General features: G+C 32.4%; 13 protein-coding genes. 9 read left to right on the top strand and 4 right to left on the bottom strand.

What is annotated here, in order from left to right; translation table 11 throughout:
- Positions 1-6 precede the first annotated feature (6 nt).
- Positions 7-2,502, top strand: coding sequence for a heavy metal translocating P-type ATPase (locus AX016_RS00190; protein ID WP_100893675.1), 2,496 nt, complete (start codon positions 7-9; stop codon positions 2,500-2,502).
- Positions 2,503-2,568: 66 nt separating this feature from the next.
- Positions 2,569-2,979, top strand: coding sequence for a heavy-metal-associated domain-containing protein (locus AX016_RS00185; protein ID WP_100893674.1), 411 nt, complete (start codon positions 2,569-2,571; stop codon positions 2,977-2,979).
- A gap of 65 nt (positions 2,980-3,044) precedes the next feature.
- On the opposite strand, the gene AX016_RS00180 is transcribed toward AX016_RS00185, so the two are convergent.
- Complete coding sequence (locus tag AX016_RS00180) at positions 3,045-3,710, bottom strand: 3'-5' exonuclease (protein WP_100893673.1); 666 nt, start codon at positions 3,708-3,710, stop codon at positions 3,045-3,047.
- Positions 3,707-5,629 (bottom strand): DUF294 nucleotidyltransferase-like domain-containing protein, encoded by a 1,923-nt coding sequence (locus AX016_RS00175; protein ID WP_100893672.1) that lies wholly within the window; start codon positions 5,627-5,629, stop codon positions 3,707-3,709. Before AX016_RS00175 ends, AX016_RS00180 begins: the two co-directional genes overlap by 4 nt.
- 574 nt (positions 5,630-6,203) lie before the next feature.
- Here AX016_RS00175 and AX016_RS00170 point away from each other — a divergent pair.
- The 5 genes from AX016_RS00170 to AX016_RS00150 are packed head-to-tail and all read left to right on the top strand — an operon-like array spanning position 6,204 to position 10,580.
- Positions 6,204-7,607, top strand: a complete 1,404-nt coding sequence (locus AX016_RS00170; RefSeq protein ID WP_100893671.1) for an arginine decarboxylase — start codon at positions 6,204-6,206, stop codon at positions 7,605-7,607.
- Positions 7,591-8,535: an agmatinase gene (gene speB, locus AX016_RS00165; RefSeq protein WP_100893670.1), complete on the top strand. Its 945-nt coding sequence runs from the start codon at positions 7,591-7,593 to the stop codon at positions 8,533-8,535. The genes AX016_RS00170 and speB overlap by 17 nt, the downstream gene beginning before the upstream one ends.
- Positions 8,525-9,499, top strand: a complete 975-nt coding sequence (locus tag AX016_RS00160) for a deoxyhypusine synthase family protein (RefSeq protein WP_100893669.1) — start codon at positions 8,525-8,527, stop codon at positions 9,497-9,499. The genes speB and AX016_RS00160 overlap by 11 nt, the downstream gene beginning before the upstream one ends.
- A 2-nt stretch (positions 9,500-9,501) precedes the next feature.
- Positions 9,502-9,801 carry a hypothetical protein gene (locus AX016_RS00155; RefSeq protein ID WP_100893668.1) on the top strand — a complete coding sequence of 100 codons (300 nt, stop codon included), beginning with the start codon at positions 9,502-9,504 and terminating at the stop codon, positions 9,799-9,801.
- 2 nt (positions 9,802-9,803) lie between these two features.
- Positions 9,804-10,580, top strand: a complete 777-nt coding sequence (locus AX016_RS00150) for an RMD1 family protein (RefSeq protein ID WP_100893667.1) — start codon at positions 9,804-9,806, stop codon at positions 10,578-10,580.
- Between the two features lie 36 nt (positions 10,581-10,616).
- Here AX016_RS00150 and AX016_RS00145 read toward each other — a convergent pair whose 3' ends face one another.
- On the bottom strand, positions 10,617-11,894 hold the full coding sequence (locus AX016_RS00145) for a UDP-N-acetylmuramoyl-tripeptide--D-alanyl-D-alanine ligase (protein ID WP_100893666.1): 1,278 nt from the start codon (positions 11,892-11,894) through the stop codon (positions 10,617-10,619).
- Positions 11,895-11,960: 66 nt separating this feature from the next.
- Positions 11,961-13,628 carry a gliding motility lipoprotein GldJ gene (gene gldJ / locus AX016_RS00140; protein ID WP_100893665.1) on the bottom strand — a complete coding sequence of 556 codons (1,668 nt, stop codon included), beginning with the start codon at positions 13,626-13,628 and terminating at the stop codon, positions 11,961-11,963.
- A gap of 405 nt (positions 13,629-14,033) precedes the next feature.
- Here gldJ and porV point away from each other — a divergent pair, with 405 nt between their 5' ends.
- Positions 14,034-15,185 carry a type IX secretion system outer membrane channel protein PorV gene (porV, locus tag AX016_RS00135; RefSeq protein WP_100893664.1) on the top strand — a complete coding sequence of 384 codons (1,152 nt, stop codon included), beginning with the start codon at positions 14,034-14,036 and terminating at the stop codon, positions 15,183-15,185.
- Positions 15,186-15,668, top strand: coding sequence for a cytidine deaminase (locus AX016_RS00130; RefSeq protein ID WP_100893663.1), 483 nt, complete (start codon positions 15,186-15,188; stop codon positions 15,666-15,668). It begins immediately after the preceding gene.
- The last annotated feature ends 136 nt before the right edge of the window (positions 15,669-15,804 follow it).

The following is a 15,804-nucleotide window of genomic DNA, read 5'->3' as shown; positions in this document are numbered from 1 at the left end:
GACAAAATGAAACATACTTATCACATACACGGAATGACTTGTAATGGTTGTCGTGGTCACGTAGAAAAAATACTTTCTAATGTAAAAGATGTTACCAATGCTAGTGTTAATTTAGAAAAAGCAGAAGCCATAATAGAGTCTGAATCTCATATTTCTATAGATACTTTAAAAGAAGTTTTAAAAAAGGAGGGAGATAGATATAGTATACACAATGCTGGTGAGCACGTGATTATACCTAAAAAGGAAGAAAAGCCAAAAGGGCAGGGAACAGGTATTTTTTATTGTCCAATGCATTGTGAAGAGGATAAGACTTATAACAAGCCTGGTGACTGTCCGGTTTGTGGAATGGACTTGGTAGAGGAACAGAATTTAACTGCTATTACAGAACAGCAATACACCTGTCCTATGCATCCAGAGGTTGTAAAAGGTGAGCCTGGGGATTGTCCTATTTGTGGTATGGACTTAGTACCAATGGCACCTAGTCTTTCATCAGAAGAAAAAACATACAACAAGCTTATTGGTAAATTTTGGGTAGCGTTAGGGTTTACATTACCTATTTTTTTAATAGCAATGGGTGATATGCTACCTAATAATCCACTGTACACTATTCTAGATCAAAAATATTGGAATTGGGTACAATTTGCGCTTTCTATTCCTGTTGTTTTTTATGCCACTTGGCTATTTTTTGAGCGTGCTTATAAAAGTATACAAACATGGAATTTAAATATGTTTACCTTAATTGGTATTGGTGCAGGTGTAGCTTGGTTATTTAGTGTTTTTGGTTTGCTAATTCCAGATTTTTTTCCAATTGAGTTTAAAACAGAAAGTGGAGCAGTACACGTTTATTTTGAAGCTGCTACAGTAATACTTACGCTAGTATTAATGGGGCAGGTATTAGAGGCCCGTGCACATAGTAAAACAAATGCAGCTGTTAAAGAGTTACTTAAACTTGCGCCTAATAAAGCTATTAAAGTTGTAAACGGGGTAGAAGAGGAAGTTGCAATAAACAAGGTTGTAAAAGGAGATGTTTTAAAGGTTAAACCAGGAGAAAAAATACCGGTAGATGGCTTTATTACTGAAGGAAAAACAACGGTAGATGAGTCTATGATTTCTGGAGAGCCCATTGCGGTGAGTAAAACTGTAAAAGATGAGGTTAGTAGTGGTACTATTAATGGCAATCAATCTTTTTTAATGCAAGCAGAAAAAGTTGGTGCAGATACACTACTTTCTCAGATAGTGAAAATGGTGAATGATGCTAGTCGTAGTAGAGCACCAATACAAAAATTAGCAGATAAAGTATCTGGTTATTTTGTGCCAACAGTAGTTGTTATATCTATACTTACGTTTGTTGCTTGGGTAATTTGGGGACCAGAGCCTGCTTATGTTTTTGCCCTAGTAAATGCCATTGCTGTTTTAATTATTGCGTGCCCTTGTGCTTTAGGTTTAGCAACTCCTATGTCTGTTATGGTTGGTGTTGGTAAAGGAGCACAAAATGGTGTTTTAATTAAAAATGCGGCCGCTCTAGAACTAATGAATAAAATAGATGTTTTAATTCTAGATAAAACAGGTACCGTTACAGAAGGAAAACCTACGGTAGAAAAAGTAGGTAGTTTTTCTGCTGATTTTACCACAGATAAAATTACACAGTATATAGCCTCTTTAAACAGTTCTAGTGAACACCCTTTAGCAGCGGCTACTGTAAATTATGCTAACGAAAATGGTGCTAATTTTTTGAAAGTAGAAGACTTTAATGCTATTACAGGTAAAGGTGTACAAGGTGTTATTTCTGATACTAAAATAAGTTTGGGTAACTTAAAAATGATGGAGTTAGCCAAAGGAACTATTTCTTCCGCAATGGAAGAAGAAGTAGATGTATATCAAAAACAAGGAAAAACGGTTTCTTATGTTGCTGTAGATAAAACCGTGGTAGGATATGTTGTTATAGCAGATAAAATTAAAAAAACCAGCGCGCAAGCAATTAAACAATTACAACAAAATGGTATAGCTGTAATTATGCTTACTGGTGATAACTACAATACAGCTAAATCTGTAGCAGACTCACTTAATTTAAATAGTTTTAAAGCTGGTATGTTGCCAGAAGATAAGTTAAAAGAAGTTGAAAAATTACAACAACAAGGTAAAGTAGTAGCTATGGCTGGTGATGGCATTAATGATGCTCCTGCATTGGCAAAAAGTGATGTTGGTATTGCAATGGGTACAGGTACAGATGTTGCTATAGAAAGTGCAATGATTACGCTTGTTAAAGGTGATTTACAAGGCGTTGTAAAGGCTTATAGTCTTAGCAATGCAGTGCTTAAAAATATTAAACAAAATTTATTTTTTGCTTTAATTTATAATACTATTGGTGTACCAATAGCAGCAGGAGTTTTGTATCCTGTTTTTGGGTTATTACTCTCTCCAATGATAGCAGCTTTAGCAATGAGTTTTAGTTCGGTTTCTGTAATTGCAAATGCATTACGATTAAAAAAAATAAAAATATAATAGGAAAGCTCTTTTAATACCTAGCATAAAAATTATTATATTAACAACGATTAATAAATTTCTACTATGAAAAAGATGATTTTGACTGCAACTGTATTTGGCTTATTGGCCTTTACAAGTTGTAAAAATGAAGAAAAGCAAACTACAGAGTTGGCTAAAGAAATTAGTACTGTAAACGATGAGGTAGCTACTGCTAAAACAACTTTTGGTGTCCGTGGTAATTGCGGTATGTGTAAAAGTACTATAGAAAAAGCAGCAAAATCTGTAGAGGGTGTTGCTAGTGCCAATTGGGATGTTAAAAAGAAACAAATTACAATTGCTTTTAATGGTGATAAAACTAATGAAGAAGCATTTCATAAAGCTATAGCAGAATCTGGTTACGATACAGAAAAATCTACAGGTAGTGAAGATGCTTATAAAGAATTACCTGCCTGTTGTAAATATGACCATGAAATGGCAATGAGTGTAGAAGAATAATATACAAGTAACTTAAATAAGCGACAATCTGGTAGACCTAGTTTGTCGCTTTTTTTTATGCTTTTTTAATAAATACGGAGTAACTGTTTTAAAGTTGTTATTTTTTTCTCTTTTAATTTTACCAAAATCTTTAAAAAGGCAATAGCAGTAATATAAGCATCACCTAGGGCTGTATGCCTGTCTTTAACAGAGATGTTAAATTTCTCGGCTAATTCATCTAAAGAGTAATGGTCTTTTTTTTCTAATAAATTAGAGCGTATAAGTGTTTTTTTGTAGAGTGTAGAGGTATCTAATATTTTATTTTTAAGTTTGGGTAAACCGTGACGTTCAAGAGCAGAGTTAATAAAAGTAACGTCAAAACCTGCGTGGTGAGCAACAATAACTGCATTTTTTAAATAAGCTAAAAAAAGTTTTAAAGTTTCTAACTCTTCAAGCCTAGTAGTTTTTCCTTCTTTTAATATCCCGTGTATTTCAGCAGTCTCTTGGTTGTAGTGATCTTGATGTATAAAAACCTCAAAACTATCACCCACATTAATATCGTTATTTATTAATTTTAATGCACCTATACAAAGCATACGGTCTTCTTCATAACTAAAGCCAGTGGTTTCTGTGTCTAAAACAACAAACGTAATATCTTGTATGTTTTCTGGCTGTTTGGTATTGAAAATATTTTCATAGGCAACCCAATACTCTGGTAAATCTAATTTACTTTTTTTAAAGAAATTTATCATCTTAATAGGTTTGATACTTTAAATCTAATATACACTAATTCCTGTATCTCTTTAATAGTCCTAAAGGTTCGTTTAAGCTTTATTTTCTCTGCTTTAGTTAGTTTACTTAATGATATATACCTGCCAGAATCATTATGTAATAAACCTTGTTTGGTTCTAAATTTTAATAATGCTTTGGTTGCATAAGATGCAGCAATAAACAACTCTGCATTGTTAGGTTCTAACTCTGCTAATTTTTCAAAACGCTCTGCAGTGTAATTTATAGACTTAATATTATGGGATAATATTAAAACTCTAGCAGCGTCTGTTAATGGCATAAGTGCACGTCTTTTAATATCAAAAAAGTCTTTATTTGCACCATCTTGCTCTACCAAAAATTGCCTAAAAAAACCGGTAGGAGATGGGTTTTGTAAAGATCCGCTAGCTAAATGTAAAAAGAAATTAGGGTAATTTTTTGCTGTTTTAAATATATGGTTTGATAGTTCTGTAACTAACTCTTGGTTGCCATACACATTGTTATAATCAAAAAATATAGAAGATAGTAGTACTTCATCCTTACCTGGGTTTGTAATCCAAGAGGTAACATTGGTTTTCCATTCACTAAGGCTTAAGCACCATTTTGGGTTAGATGCCATCATTTCTGCAGGACAATACTCGTAGCCAATAACGTTTAATCTTTGTGTTACTTGTTTGGCAAAATTTATAAATATTGCTTTTGTTTCTTCTAGTTTTTCTGCAGGAACATCTTCAAAAACCAGGGCATTGTCTTGGTCTGTGTGTAGCAATTGCTCGCTTCTGCCTTGGCTACCTAATGCTAGCCAACTAAAAGATACGGGTAGCGGAGTGTCTAACTTGGTAATAGAGTTTTTTATAATTTGTTTAATACAGGCATCATTAAGTTCAGAAATAATTTTAGAAATTAATGTCATTGGTATATTCTGATTTAAATATCCCTTTAACAGCATCATAATACTTTTTCTTACCTGCTTAATCTCTTTAGTTCTAGTAGCTCTTTTTATAGCTTTAATTAGTACTGTTGGGTTGTTACCAACCGCTAGCATAACATCATGTTTAGATAAAATGCCAACAGCTTTAGAGTTAACAGTACCATCTTTTGTTAAACATAAATGGCTAATATTACTTTTTATCATTGCCATTTGCGCCTGTGTAATAGTTAATTTTTTAGAATACGTAATTACTGGCGATGTCATAATTTCCCTAGCAGTAGCAGATATGGGTAGTTTTCCAGTAACAATTTTGTTACGCAAATCTTTGTCTGTAATAATACCAATTGGCAATTTGTCTTCTAAAACCAAAATAGCACCAACATTTTTGCTAGTCATTTTTGCGGCTAATACTTTTGCTTGCGTTTTAGGAGAACAGCTTACTAGTTTTTTAGAATATTTTACAGGTTGCAAGTCAAACAACTCTGCGCTAGGGTTGTAAACTTCACCGCTCTCTGGCTCTCCATACAAAGTGCCTCTGTAACTTTTAGAATAAGGGTTTCTAGTGTTGGATGCAAAACTGTCTATTAAAAAATTACCTACATCTCTGTTGCTAGTAGCAAATGGTTTAAAAGTAACAATAGGTATGGCATATAATATACTTTCTTCATGTGCCTTTGCTTGCATTTTATAATTTTCATTAGCAATTAAAGGGCGTAAACCAAAAATATCTCCTTCATCACAAATATCTACAATAGTATTGGTTTCTGTTTTATTTAAAGATACGGCACCTTTATGTATAATATAAAAATGAGTGTGTGGTGTATCATTTTCATTAAATATAATTGCGTCTTTTTCTTTGTAAATAATAGATATTTGTGTAGCTAATTCTTGTAATTCCTCTAATAATAATTGATTAAAAGGTGGGTAGTTTTTTAAAAAATCTGCTACTCTATGTGATATGGTATTTTTCATACGTTTTGTTGCTACTGTTTTGTAAATTTAAGAGAGAATAAGTTAAAAACGGAATTAAAATAGCTTAAAGTAACAAGTGTTTTTAGCTTAAAAAAGAGCTTTTTTTCAAAAATATAAGATTTTTAAGACTTGTTTTTTAAATTGATTATAACTCTTGTATCACTTGTTTTAAAGGGTTTTTTTAATGTTCTGTTAGCTTTATGTTATCAGAAAATTATTTTTTTTATTTTTTTTGATGGAATATTATTTTTTTTGTTTTCATTTGCCCCGTCAAAATAAGATATTAGATTTTGGCAATTTAGCATATAGCTGAGCATAAATGTATAATGTTTCTATGTTCGGGTTTTTGGGAATTAGGAAGTCATACCCAAAAACAACCTATAAGATAGGTAACCGAATTTTAAAGCTAACTTCCGGTAACACTTCTATAGTCAGCAGTCAGCATGACTACTTTTTCGTGCCAACCACGAAACGTCAAATCATTGTTTAGTTTTTTAAAATTTTAGTCGCAAAAACGCCCAAAAGCACAAGTTTTTCTGTGTTTTAAAATTTTAATTTATCAAATAATAATTTAATGAATACTAAATATATTGATTTAATAGACCAAACTTATCATTTTCCACAAGAAGAATTTAAGTTAGATGGTGAAAGTTTAATGTTTCATAACATACCATTAAAACAGCTGGTAAAACAATACGGTAGTCCGTTAAAGTTTACATACTTGCCAAAAATCTCTGATAATATTTCTAGAGCTAAAAATTGGTTTGCTATTGCAATGGAAAAATACCAATATAAAGGTAAATACCACTACTGCTACTGTACAAAAAGTTCTCATTTTAAACCAGTATTACATGAGGCTTTAAATAACAATATACATATAGAAACGTCTTCTGCGTTTGACATTAATATTGTTGAACACTTAAAACAAGAAGGTAAAATTAAAGATGATACTTATGTAATATGCAACGGTTTTAAAAGAGACAAGTACATAACAAACATAGCAAGGTTAATTAATGAAGGACACCATAATTGTATACCAATTATAGATAATTATGAGGAAATAGACTTGTTGTCTAATGAAATTAAGGATGACTTTAAAGTTGGTATTCGTATAGCGTCTGAAGAAGAACCAAAATTTGAGTTTTATACTTCTCGCTTAGGAATTGGCTACAAAAACATTGTTCCTTTTTATGAAAATCAAATTAGAGATAATGATAAGGTGCAGTTAAAAATGTTGCACTTTTTTATAAATACAGGTATAAAAGACAATGCATATTATTGGAACGAGCTTTTAAAATGTTTAAAGGTTTATGTAAAATTAAAAAAGATTTGTCCGTCTCTAGATAGTTTAAATATTGGTGGTGGTTTTCCTATCAAAAACTCTTTAGTTTTTGATTATGATTACCAATATATGATTGATGAAATAATTAATCAGATTAAATTAACATGTGATGAAGCAAATGTAGATGTGCCAAATATTTTTACTGAGTTTGGCAGTTTTACTGTAGGTGAAGCAGGTGGGGCTATTTATGAAATTTTATATCAGAAACAACAAAACGATAGAGAAAAGTGGAACATGATAGATTCTTCTTTTATTACAACATTGCCAGATACTTGGGCAATTAATAAAAGGTTTATTATGCTGCCAATTAACAGGTGGAATGATGAGTATGAGCGTGTATTGCTTGGTGGCTTAACTTGTGATAGTGATGATTATTACAACAGTGAGCAACACACAAATGCTATTTATTTACCAAAATATAAAAAAAATAAGCCTTTATACATTGGTTTTTTTAATACAGGCGCTTACCAAGAAAGTATTGGTGGCTATGGCGGATTACAACATTGCTTAATACCACAGCCAAAGCACATATTAATAAACAAAGATGCAGAAGGAAAAATAACAACCAAATTATTTAATGAACAACAAAAGGCAGAAGATCTGCTTAAAATTTTAGGATATGAGCACAACAAATAATTACGCAGGCATTCCAGATGAGTTTGCGCAATTGGAAACCGCAAAAGTAGTTTTAATCCCAGTTCCTTATGACGGAACTAGTACTTGGGGAAAAGGAGCAGATAAAGGCCCAGAAGCTTTTTTAGCTGCATCAGAAAATATGGAATTGTACGATATTGAAACCGATACAGAACCATACCAACAAGGAATATACCTTGCTGATGCCATTACAGAAAATAGCTCGCCAGAAGCTATGGTAGATGAGGTGCATAAAATCACTAAAAAGTACATTAAGCGTAACAAATTTGTAACGTTATTTGGTGGTGAGCATTCTATTTCTATAGGTACTATTAGGGCTTTTAATGAGTGTTTTAATAACCTAACTGTTTTACATATTGATGCGCATGCAGATTTAAGACAGTCTTATGAGGGCACAACTTGCAATCACGCTTGTGCAGTGCATGAGGCAAGCCAACAAACTAATTTATTGCAAGTTGGTATACGTAGTATGGATGCTATTGAAAAAACATATATGGATGAAGAAAAAACATTTTTTGCCCATGATATGGTTAATGATGAGTATTGGATGGATAAGGTTGTAGACCAAATGACAGAAAACGTTTTTATTACTTTAGATTTAGATGCATTAGACCCATCTATATTACCATCTACAGGAACGCCAGAGCCAGGAGGTCTGTTTTGGTATGAAACACTAGAGTTTTTAAAACAAGTGTTTACAGAAAAAAATGTTGTAGGGTTTGATATTGTAGAACTTTGTCCTAACAAGGCAGATAAATCGTCAGATTTTTTGGCAGCAAAATTATACTACAAAATGTTGAGTTATAAATTTATGGGTGAAGCTGTAGATGATGCTTATGACAATGCATATGCTATAGATCTAAAAGCTGGTAACTCTACTATTTCAAAATTTGAAGAAGATGAAAACTAAAGGAGCTATCTCTAATTTTATAGAAAAATACTACTTACACTTTAATTCTGCAGCTTTGGTAGATGCAGCAAAAGGGTATGAAGATCAATTAAACAAAGGATCTAAAATGTTAATTTCTTTGGCTGGTGCAATGAGTACTGCAGAGTTAGGAAAAATATTTGCAGAAATGATTCGTCAAGACAAAGTGCAAATTATATCCTGTACTGGTGCAAACCTAGAGGAAGATATTATGAACTTGGTAGCGCACTCACATTACAAACGTGTGCCTAACTATAGAGATTTAACTCCGCAACAAGAGTGGAGTTTACTAGAAAAAGGCTTAAACCGTGTAACTGATACGTGTATACCAGAAGAAGAAGCTTTTAGACGTTTACAAGAGCATATTGTAAAAACCTGGAAAGATGCAGAAGCTGCTGGTGAGCGTTATTTGCCTCATGAATATATGTACAAAATGCTACTTTCTGGTGTTTTAGAAGAGTATTATGAGATAGATTTAAAAGATTCTTGGATGTATGCAGCAGCAGAAAAAAACTTGCCAATAGTTTGTCCTGGTTGGGAAGACAGTACAATGGGTAACATTTTTGCTTCATATGTGTTAAAAGGTGAGCTTAAAGCTAGTGCTATGAAATCTGGTATAGAATATATGACATTCTTGGCAGATTGGTATACAGAGAATTCTGAAAACGGAATAGGGTTTTTTCAAATAGGAGGTGGTATTGCAGGTGATTTTCCTATTTGTGTAGTGCCAATGTTGTACCAAGATATGGAGCGTACAGATACACCATTCTGGAGTTATTTTTGTCAAATTAGCGATTCTACAACAAGTTACGGATCGTACTCTGGTGCTGTACCAAACGAAAAAATTACTTGGGGTAAATTAGATATAGATACTCCTAAATTTATAATAGAGAGTGATGCTACCATTGTTGCGCCATTAATTTTTGCTTACTTGCTAAATATGTAACTATGGATAATTTAAAAAGAGTTATTGTAGATTTTAAAAAACTTACTCCAGAAGTTTTAAAACTTTTGGTAGAGAAGTATCCAGATGGTTATGATGACCTTAATGTTATAAGTTTTTATAACGCAAAAGGAGAGCGCATAGAAGCTGTAGAAGTACTAACAGAAGATACAAAGTATTTGGTTAAAATTAGTGAAAAGTTAGAGGTAACTATGGCTAATTATGACGAGGATGATTATGAAGATTTTGATGATGATGATCCTGACGCTATACCAGATATTTCTTTAGATGATGATCAAAATTAGCTATGTATAGCGTAGATGCATACCAAATTGCAGCCTCTATAAGTATTAGAGAATGCAAGCGTAACTTAACTTGGGATCTCATTTTTTCAGACGGAGACGAGTTATTTTATAAAATGGGAGACACAAAATTTGTTTACATTTTTCAATATGGTATGGTTGGTTTTTTTAATCATACTTTAGAAGAAAAGAGAACAATTTTAGATAGTATTAAGCCCTTTTGTAAAGGTTTAAAAGAGGAGCGATTTTCTGAAGAAGTAAATGTTGTTATAGAGCCAACAATACAAGAAGTGTCATTTAACAAGATAATAATACCTTCTTTTGATTATGAGGCTATACGTTTAATAGTATTAAATGCATCGCAGTCTGTGGCTTTAGATAATTATTTTGATATCACAGAGCAATTATTAGGAGAAACAAATGAGCATACTAAATATCTAGAGCAAAGAGGAAAACTAGATATATCTGGTAATAAGTTAAAACGATTTATAGGTAAGGTTTTAAATATTAAGAATGAAATTTCTGAAAACCTTTATATTTTTGATTCTCCAGATATAACTTGGGATAATGAAGCTTTAAGTCTTTTAAATTTAGAGTTAAAAAAAACGTTTGACTTAAAAGATAGGTACAGATATATTTATGAGCGCTTAGGTGTTATTAAAGAAAATCTAGAGCTATTTAAAGATATTATGGACCACAAAGAAAGTAGTAGGCTAGAGTGGATTATTATAATATTAATTGTAATAGAAGTTTTAGATATGTTTATTTTAAAACTGACTTAAAAATTAAAAAGCCTCTCCTTTACAGAGAGGCTTTTTTTATAATATATCTAAAATGCGTTCTAGTGCCATACCTCTAGAACCTTTTATTAAAAGATTGCTGTTTGGTTGTAATGGATGTTCTTTTAAGTATTCTTTTAAGTCGTTAAAAGTGGCAAGTTGTATTGCTTCAGTTTTTGCTTTTGCAAAATTTTCTCCTACTAAAAAAGTAGTGGTGAAATTCATTTTATAAGCCTTATCTGCTATTTCTTGGTGTTCTGCAGCTGCGGTGTTTCCCAGCTCAAACATATCACCTAAAAAAACAATTTTATGTGCAGCTTTTATACCGTTAAAATTGTCTAATGCTGCCGCCATACTTGTTGGGTTAGCATTGTAAGCATCTAGTATTATCTTAAATCCTTTTTGTTCTAATATTTGAGATCTGTTATTAGCAGGTATGTAGCCTTCTATTGCTTCTTTTATTTGTGGCAAGCTTATATTAAAATACTTACCCATTGTTATAGCAGCACAACAGTTTGTAAAATTATACGCTCCAACTAGGTTAGAGGTTATGGTAATATCTTCCACTTGTATAGTAACAAAAGGGTCTGCGCTAAGTAATTCTATTTTAAAATAATTGCTATTGCTACTGCTAAACCCTATTTTTTTTACATAAGTCCCAAGTTTACTTTCTTGTATAGGATCATCTGCATTTAAAAAAACGTGTTTTTGGTTTGTAGTTAAATACTTGTACAGTTCACTTTTACCTTGTATAACACCTTCTGTGCTGCCAAAGCCTTCTAGGTGCGCTTTGCCAAAATTGGTAATATATCCAAAATCTGGTTCTGCTAAGTTGCTTAAAAATTCTATTTCTTTTAGGTGATTAGCACCCATTTCTACAATAGCAATTTCTGTATCTTCTTTAATAGTAAGCAATGTTAAAGGAACTCCAATATGGTTGTTTAAGTTGCCTAAAGTTGCAACGGTTTTATATTTTTTTTGAATAACAGCTTTAATAAGTTCCTTGGTTGTGGTTTTTCCGTTACTCCCCGTTAAGCCTATTACTTTTGCATTACATTGTTTACGATGATATTTACCTAGTTGTTGTAATGCTTGTAATACGTCATCAACCAAAATAAAATTACTGTTAATTGCGTATTCTTTTTCATCTACAACAGCATAAGCAGCGCCTTTTTGTAGTGCTTCTGCAGCGTATTTATTACCGTTAAAATTATCGCCTTTAAGGGCAAAAAAGATACAGTCTTTAGTTATTTTTCTAGTATCTGTACAAACGGTAGAATGTGTTAAAAATAGTTGATGGATTTGTGCTATTGTCATAAGGCGAATATAAAAAAAAAGACTGCTCGAAGGAGCAGTCTTTTTTAAAAAATATATTGTTGTAAATTATTTTACTTTTTTACCTCTTGCAGTTTTGTTCTTAGTTTTAGACTTAGAACCAACTCTAGACATTGCACATCTAAATCCAATATCATCTGTAGCCATATACTGTGGTAAGTATCTACGTTGTGCAGGGTCTAACCAAAATGCACGGTCTCTCCAAGATCCACCTTTGTATACTCTAACCTCATCATTAATTAAAGATGTTCTGTAGTTAGACTTATCATAGTTTCTAACAAAATTACCAGCACTATCTCTTTCTATTTTATTAGTAGGTGAGTTGTACATAGATTTTTTATTTTCTTCGTCACCATCAGCTTCATTAAACCTGTCATAGAATCTTGTAGATCCTGGCTCACCATCTCTATAACCTCTGTTATCACTAGAAGAGAAGTTTGTTCTTAAATAAGTTTCTTCTTCATCTACAGCAACCATTTTAATCTCACCTGGTAAATTAACAGCTACTATTTTTCCGTTTGGTAATGTGTCATAAACAACAGAATCTCTAAGTACGTTTACTTTACCGTCCTCGCCAATTGCTGTTTTCATATATATGTTACCTCTATAGTAGTTAAAATCACTAATTTCATCATCTACTATTGGTCTGTATACATCGGCAACCCATTCAGAAACGTTACCAGCCATATCATAAAGACCTAAATCATTTGGTTTGTAAGACATAACTGCGTTGGTAATATCTGCTCCATCGTCAGACCAACCAGCAATTCCGCCGTAATCACCTTTACCTTGTTTAAAGTTAGCTAATTGATCACCTCTACCAACACGTTGTCCGTTACGAGTGTAATCTCCTTCCCAAGGATATTTTTTTCTACCTCTATAGTTATTGTATTCTCTAGAACCTTGGTTAGCTTGTGCAGCATATTCCCATTCTGTTTCAGTAGGCAACCTATACTCTGGTAAAATTACACCACTACTTCTTTTTGCAAAAGATGATACAGAATCGTTCTTTTTAGCTTTTCCTTGTAAAGAATCTATTTGTCCACCATAAACAGACTCTGGTCTGTTTAAGTAAGCTTCAGTACTAAAAGTACCCGCAGACTCTCCGTTTAAGGCTTTATATTTAGCTTCCTTGTTAAGGTAGCCTTCTTTTTCTAGCATTAATTCGTTAACACGGTCTGTACGCCATTCTGCAAATTGCGTAGCTTGCACCCAGTTAACACCAACTACAGGATACTCTGCATAACCAGGGTGTCTTAAATAGTTGTTTGTCATAGTTTCATTAAAACCAAGTCTGTTTCTCCATACCAATGTATCTGGCAAAGCACCTTTATATATGTTAGCATATTTTGGGTCTTCTGGTGGATATACAGATTTTAAGTAATCTAAAAATTGTAGGTACATTTTATTAGTTACTTCTGTTTCATCCATATAAAAGGATTGTACGTGTTGTTGTGTTGGAGTGTTATTCCAATCATGCATAACATCATCTTGTACCTTACCTTTAGTAAATGTACCACCTTCTATAAATACAAGACCCGGTGCGGTAACTTGTTCTTTAAAATCAGAGTTGTGCTGAAAACCACCTTCTTTGGCGTTAATCTTCCAACCTGTGGCACGAGATACATCTTTAGATGAAGATGATTTTTTACAACTAGTTATGCTACCTGCAACAACAGCACACGAGAGTACAACTTTAATGAATTGTTTTTTCATAATTAAGACTTGAGTTCTATACTTTACTGCAAATTGCAGTTATACTATACTTATTTGTTTTTAAACTTTGCTTACTATCGGCTTATTAAACGCAAATTTTCTTAGAATATTTTATAGTTCCTAAAAAAAACTTAAACAAGCATTAAAACAAGGTTCAACAAATCTATAACGGCGTAAATATTAGAATAGTATTATTTTTTTAATTCTTTTTTGTAGAATTACTTATGTGCTTAATAATAAGGAAATAAAGAGTTTTAAATTTTATAGTATATTACCGTCAAATAAGTAATGTTAAAAAATAAAGTTCTTAATTTATAAGATATTCTTAAAAAGAGCGTTTATTAAAATATTGTGCCATTTTATTATGGCTTAATTACTATGAAAAGAACCTATATTATAAAAACGATGAAAAAAATACTAGCCTTAACACTTTTGGTGTCCGTATATTTTGGCAATGCTCAAGAGCAAAACAGATCAATTACAACAGCCGTACCTTTTTTAAATATTGCCGCAGATGCACGTGCAGCTGGTATGGGAGATATGGGTGTAGCAACTTCAGCAGATGCTTATTCCTTACAATGGAACGCCTCTAAGTTTGCTTTTGCAGATCAAAAAATGGGTTTTGGTATTAGCTATACACCTTATTTAGAAAACATAGTTACAGATGTAGCTTTATTAAACGCAAGTTTTTATAATAAAATAGATGATAGGAGTGCGTTTGCTTTTGGTTTGCGTTACTTTGGTTTAGGAGAGGTAGAACTTAGACAAACTATAGATGAGCCTGCAAGAATAGCAAAACCTAATGAGTTTGTTTTAGAAGGTGCCTATGCATTAAAATTATCTAACACTTTTTCTATGGGTGTTGGTGGTAGGTTTATAACATCTAATTTAAAATTTCCTTCAGATGATTCTAGTGAAGATACTAGTGCAGCTACAGCTTTTGCAGTAGATATATCTGGTTTTTATAGATCTCCAGAAATTGCCTACGAAAAGTTTGATGGTAGATGGAGAGCAGGTTTTAATATATCTAACCTTGGAAGTAAAATATCTTATGATAATAACGGACAACAAAACTTTTTACCAGGGAACCTAAAATTTGGTGGTGGTTTTGATTTTATTTTGGATCAAGATAATACGTTATCTTTAAATACAGAATTTAATAAGTTATTAGTGCCAACGCCTCAAGATTTTAATGAGGACGGACAAATAGATAGTGAGGACAATGAACGTTACCAACAAATTAGTTTTTTAGAGGGAGCCTTTGATTCTTTTACAGATGCACCAGACGGTTTTAGTGAAGAAATTAAAGAGGTAACTTGGGCATTAGGAGCAGAGTATACTTACCAAGATGCATTTATGCTTAGAACGGGTTACTTTAATGAAAACGAGTTAAAAGGAGCACGTAAATTCTTCTCACTTGGAGCCGGATTTAAGTTTAAAGCAACTCAGGTAGATTTGTCTTATTTATTCTCTACTTCAAAAATAAAAAATCCTTTAGAAAATACTTTGCGTTTTTCTCTTACCTTTAACCTAGGTGAAGAATTATTAAACGACTAAATGAAGAAACATACCTTATCTTTTGATATGTCTGTTTACGACTCTGTAAATGAGTTGCCTGTAACAGACAAAGATCTTATGCTAAAAGCTGTAGAAGCACGTAAAAATGCTTACGCACCATACTCTAATTTTTTTGTAGGTGCGGCAGTTTTACTAGAAAACGGAAAAATTGTACTTGGTAACAATCAAGAAAATGCTGCTTACCCATCTGGACTTTGTGCAGAGAGAGTGGCTATTTACCAGGCAGCAGCAATTTACCCAAACATAAAAATACTTTCTGTAGCAATATCTGCCACTTCTGTAAATTATAAGGTTTTAGAGCCAGCTGCTCCTTGCGGTAATTGCAGACAATCTATGATAGAATATGAGCAAAAACAAAAAGAAGCTATCTCATTATTGCTAATGGGAGAAGAAGGTGCTGTTATAAAATGTAATTCTATATCAGATATTTTACCTTTAGCTTTTAGTAATTCTTTCTTATAAGCGATATTCTTTGATGAATTATTTTTTTATTCCTAATTTTTTGATAAAAATTTAATTAAAAAAAACAATAGGCATCTTGTCTGTGCTTTTTCTTTAATTTTTTTTTGATAGTGGATTTAATGTGTATTTTTGCTAC

The sequence above is a fragment of the Cellulophaga sp. RHA19 genome (assembly GCF_002813425.1).
GTDB lineage: Bacteria > Bacteroidota > Bacteroidia > Flavobacteriales > Flavobacteriaceae > Cellulophaga.
The sequence above is the reverse complement of the archived record's forward strand: the minus strand, read 5'-3'. Positions and strand labels throughout refer to the sequence as shown.

Coding starts and splice junctions, on each gene's coding strand:
- AX016_RS00130 (WP_100893663.1), top strand. CDS start 15,186: ATGAAGAAACATACCTTATCTTTTGATATGTCTGTTTACGACTCTGTA.
- porV (WP_100893664.1), top strand. CDS start 14,034: ATGAAAAAAATACTAGCCTTAACACTTTTGGTGTCCGTATATTTTGGC.
- AX016_RS00190 (WP_100893675.1), top strand. CDS start 7: ATGAAACATACTTATCACATACACGGAATGACTTGTAATGGTTGTCGT.
- gldJ (WP_100893665.1), bottom strand. CDS start 13,628: ATGAAAAAACAATTCATTAAAGTTGTACTCTCGTGTGCTGTTGTTGCA.
- AX016_RS00175 (WP_100893672.1), bottom strand. CDS start 5,629: ATGAAAAATACCATATCACATAGAGTAGCAGATTTTTTAAAAAACTAC.
- speB (WP_100893670.1), top strand. CDS start 7,591: ATGAGCACAACAAATAATTACGCAGGCATTCCAGATGAGTTTGCGCAA.
- AX016_RS00185 (WP_100893674.1), top strand. CDS start 2,569: ATGAAAAAGATGATTTTGACTGCAACTGTATTTGGCTTATTGGCCTTT.
- AX016_RS00145 (WP_100893666.1), bottom strand. CDS start 11,894: ATGACAATAGCACAAATCCATCAACTATTTTTAACACATTCTACCGTT.
- AX016_RS00170 (WP_100893671.1), top strand. CDS start 6,204: ATGAATACTAAATATATTGATTTAATAGACCAAACTTATCATTTTCCA.
- AX016_RS00160 (WP_100893669.1), top strand. CDS start 8,525: ATGAAAACTAAAGGAGCTATCTCTAATTTTATAGAAAAATACTACTTA.
- AX016_RS00180 (WP_100893673.1), bottom strand. CDS start 3,710: ATGATAAATTTCTTTAAAAAAAGTAAATTAGATTTACCAGAGTATTGG.
- AX016_RS00155 (WP_100893668.1), top strand. CDS start 9,502: ATGGATAATTTAAAAAGAGTTATTGTAGATTTTAAAAAACTTACTCCA.
- AX016_RS00150 (WP_100893667.1), top strand. CDS start 9,804: ATGTATAGCGTAGATGCATACCAAATTGCAGCCTCTATAAGTATTAGA.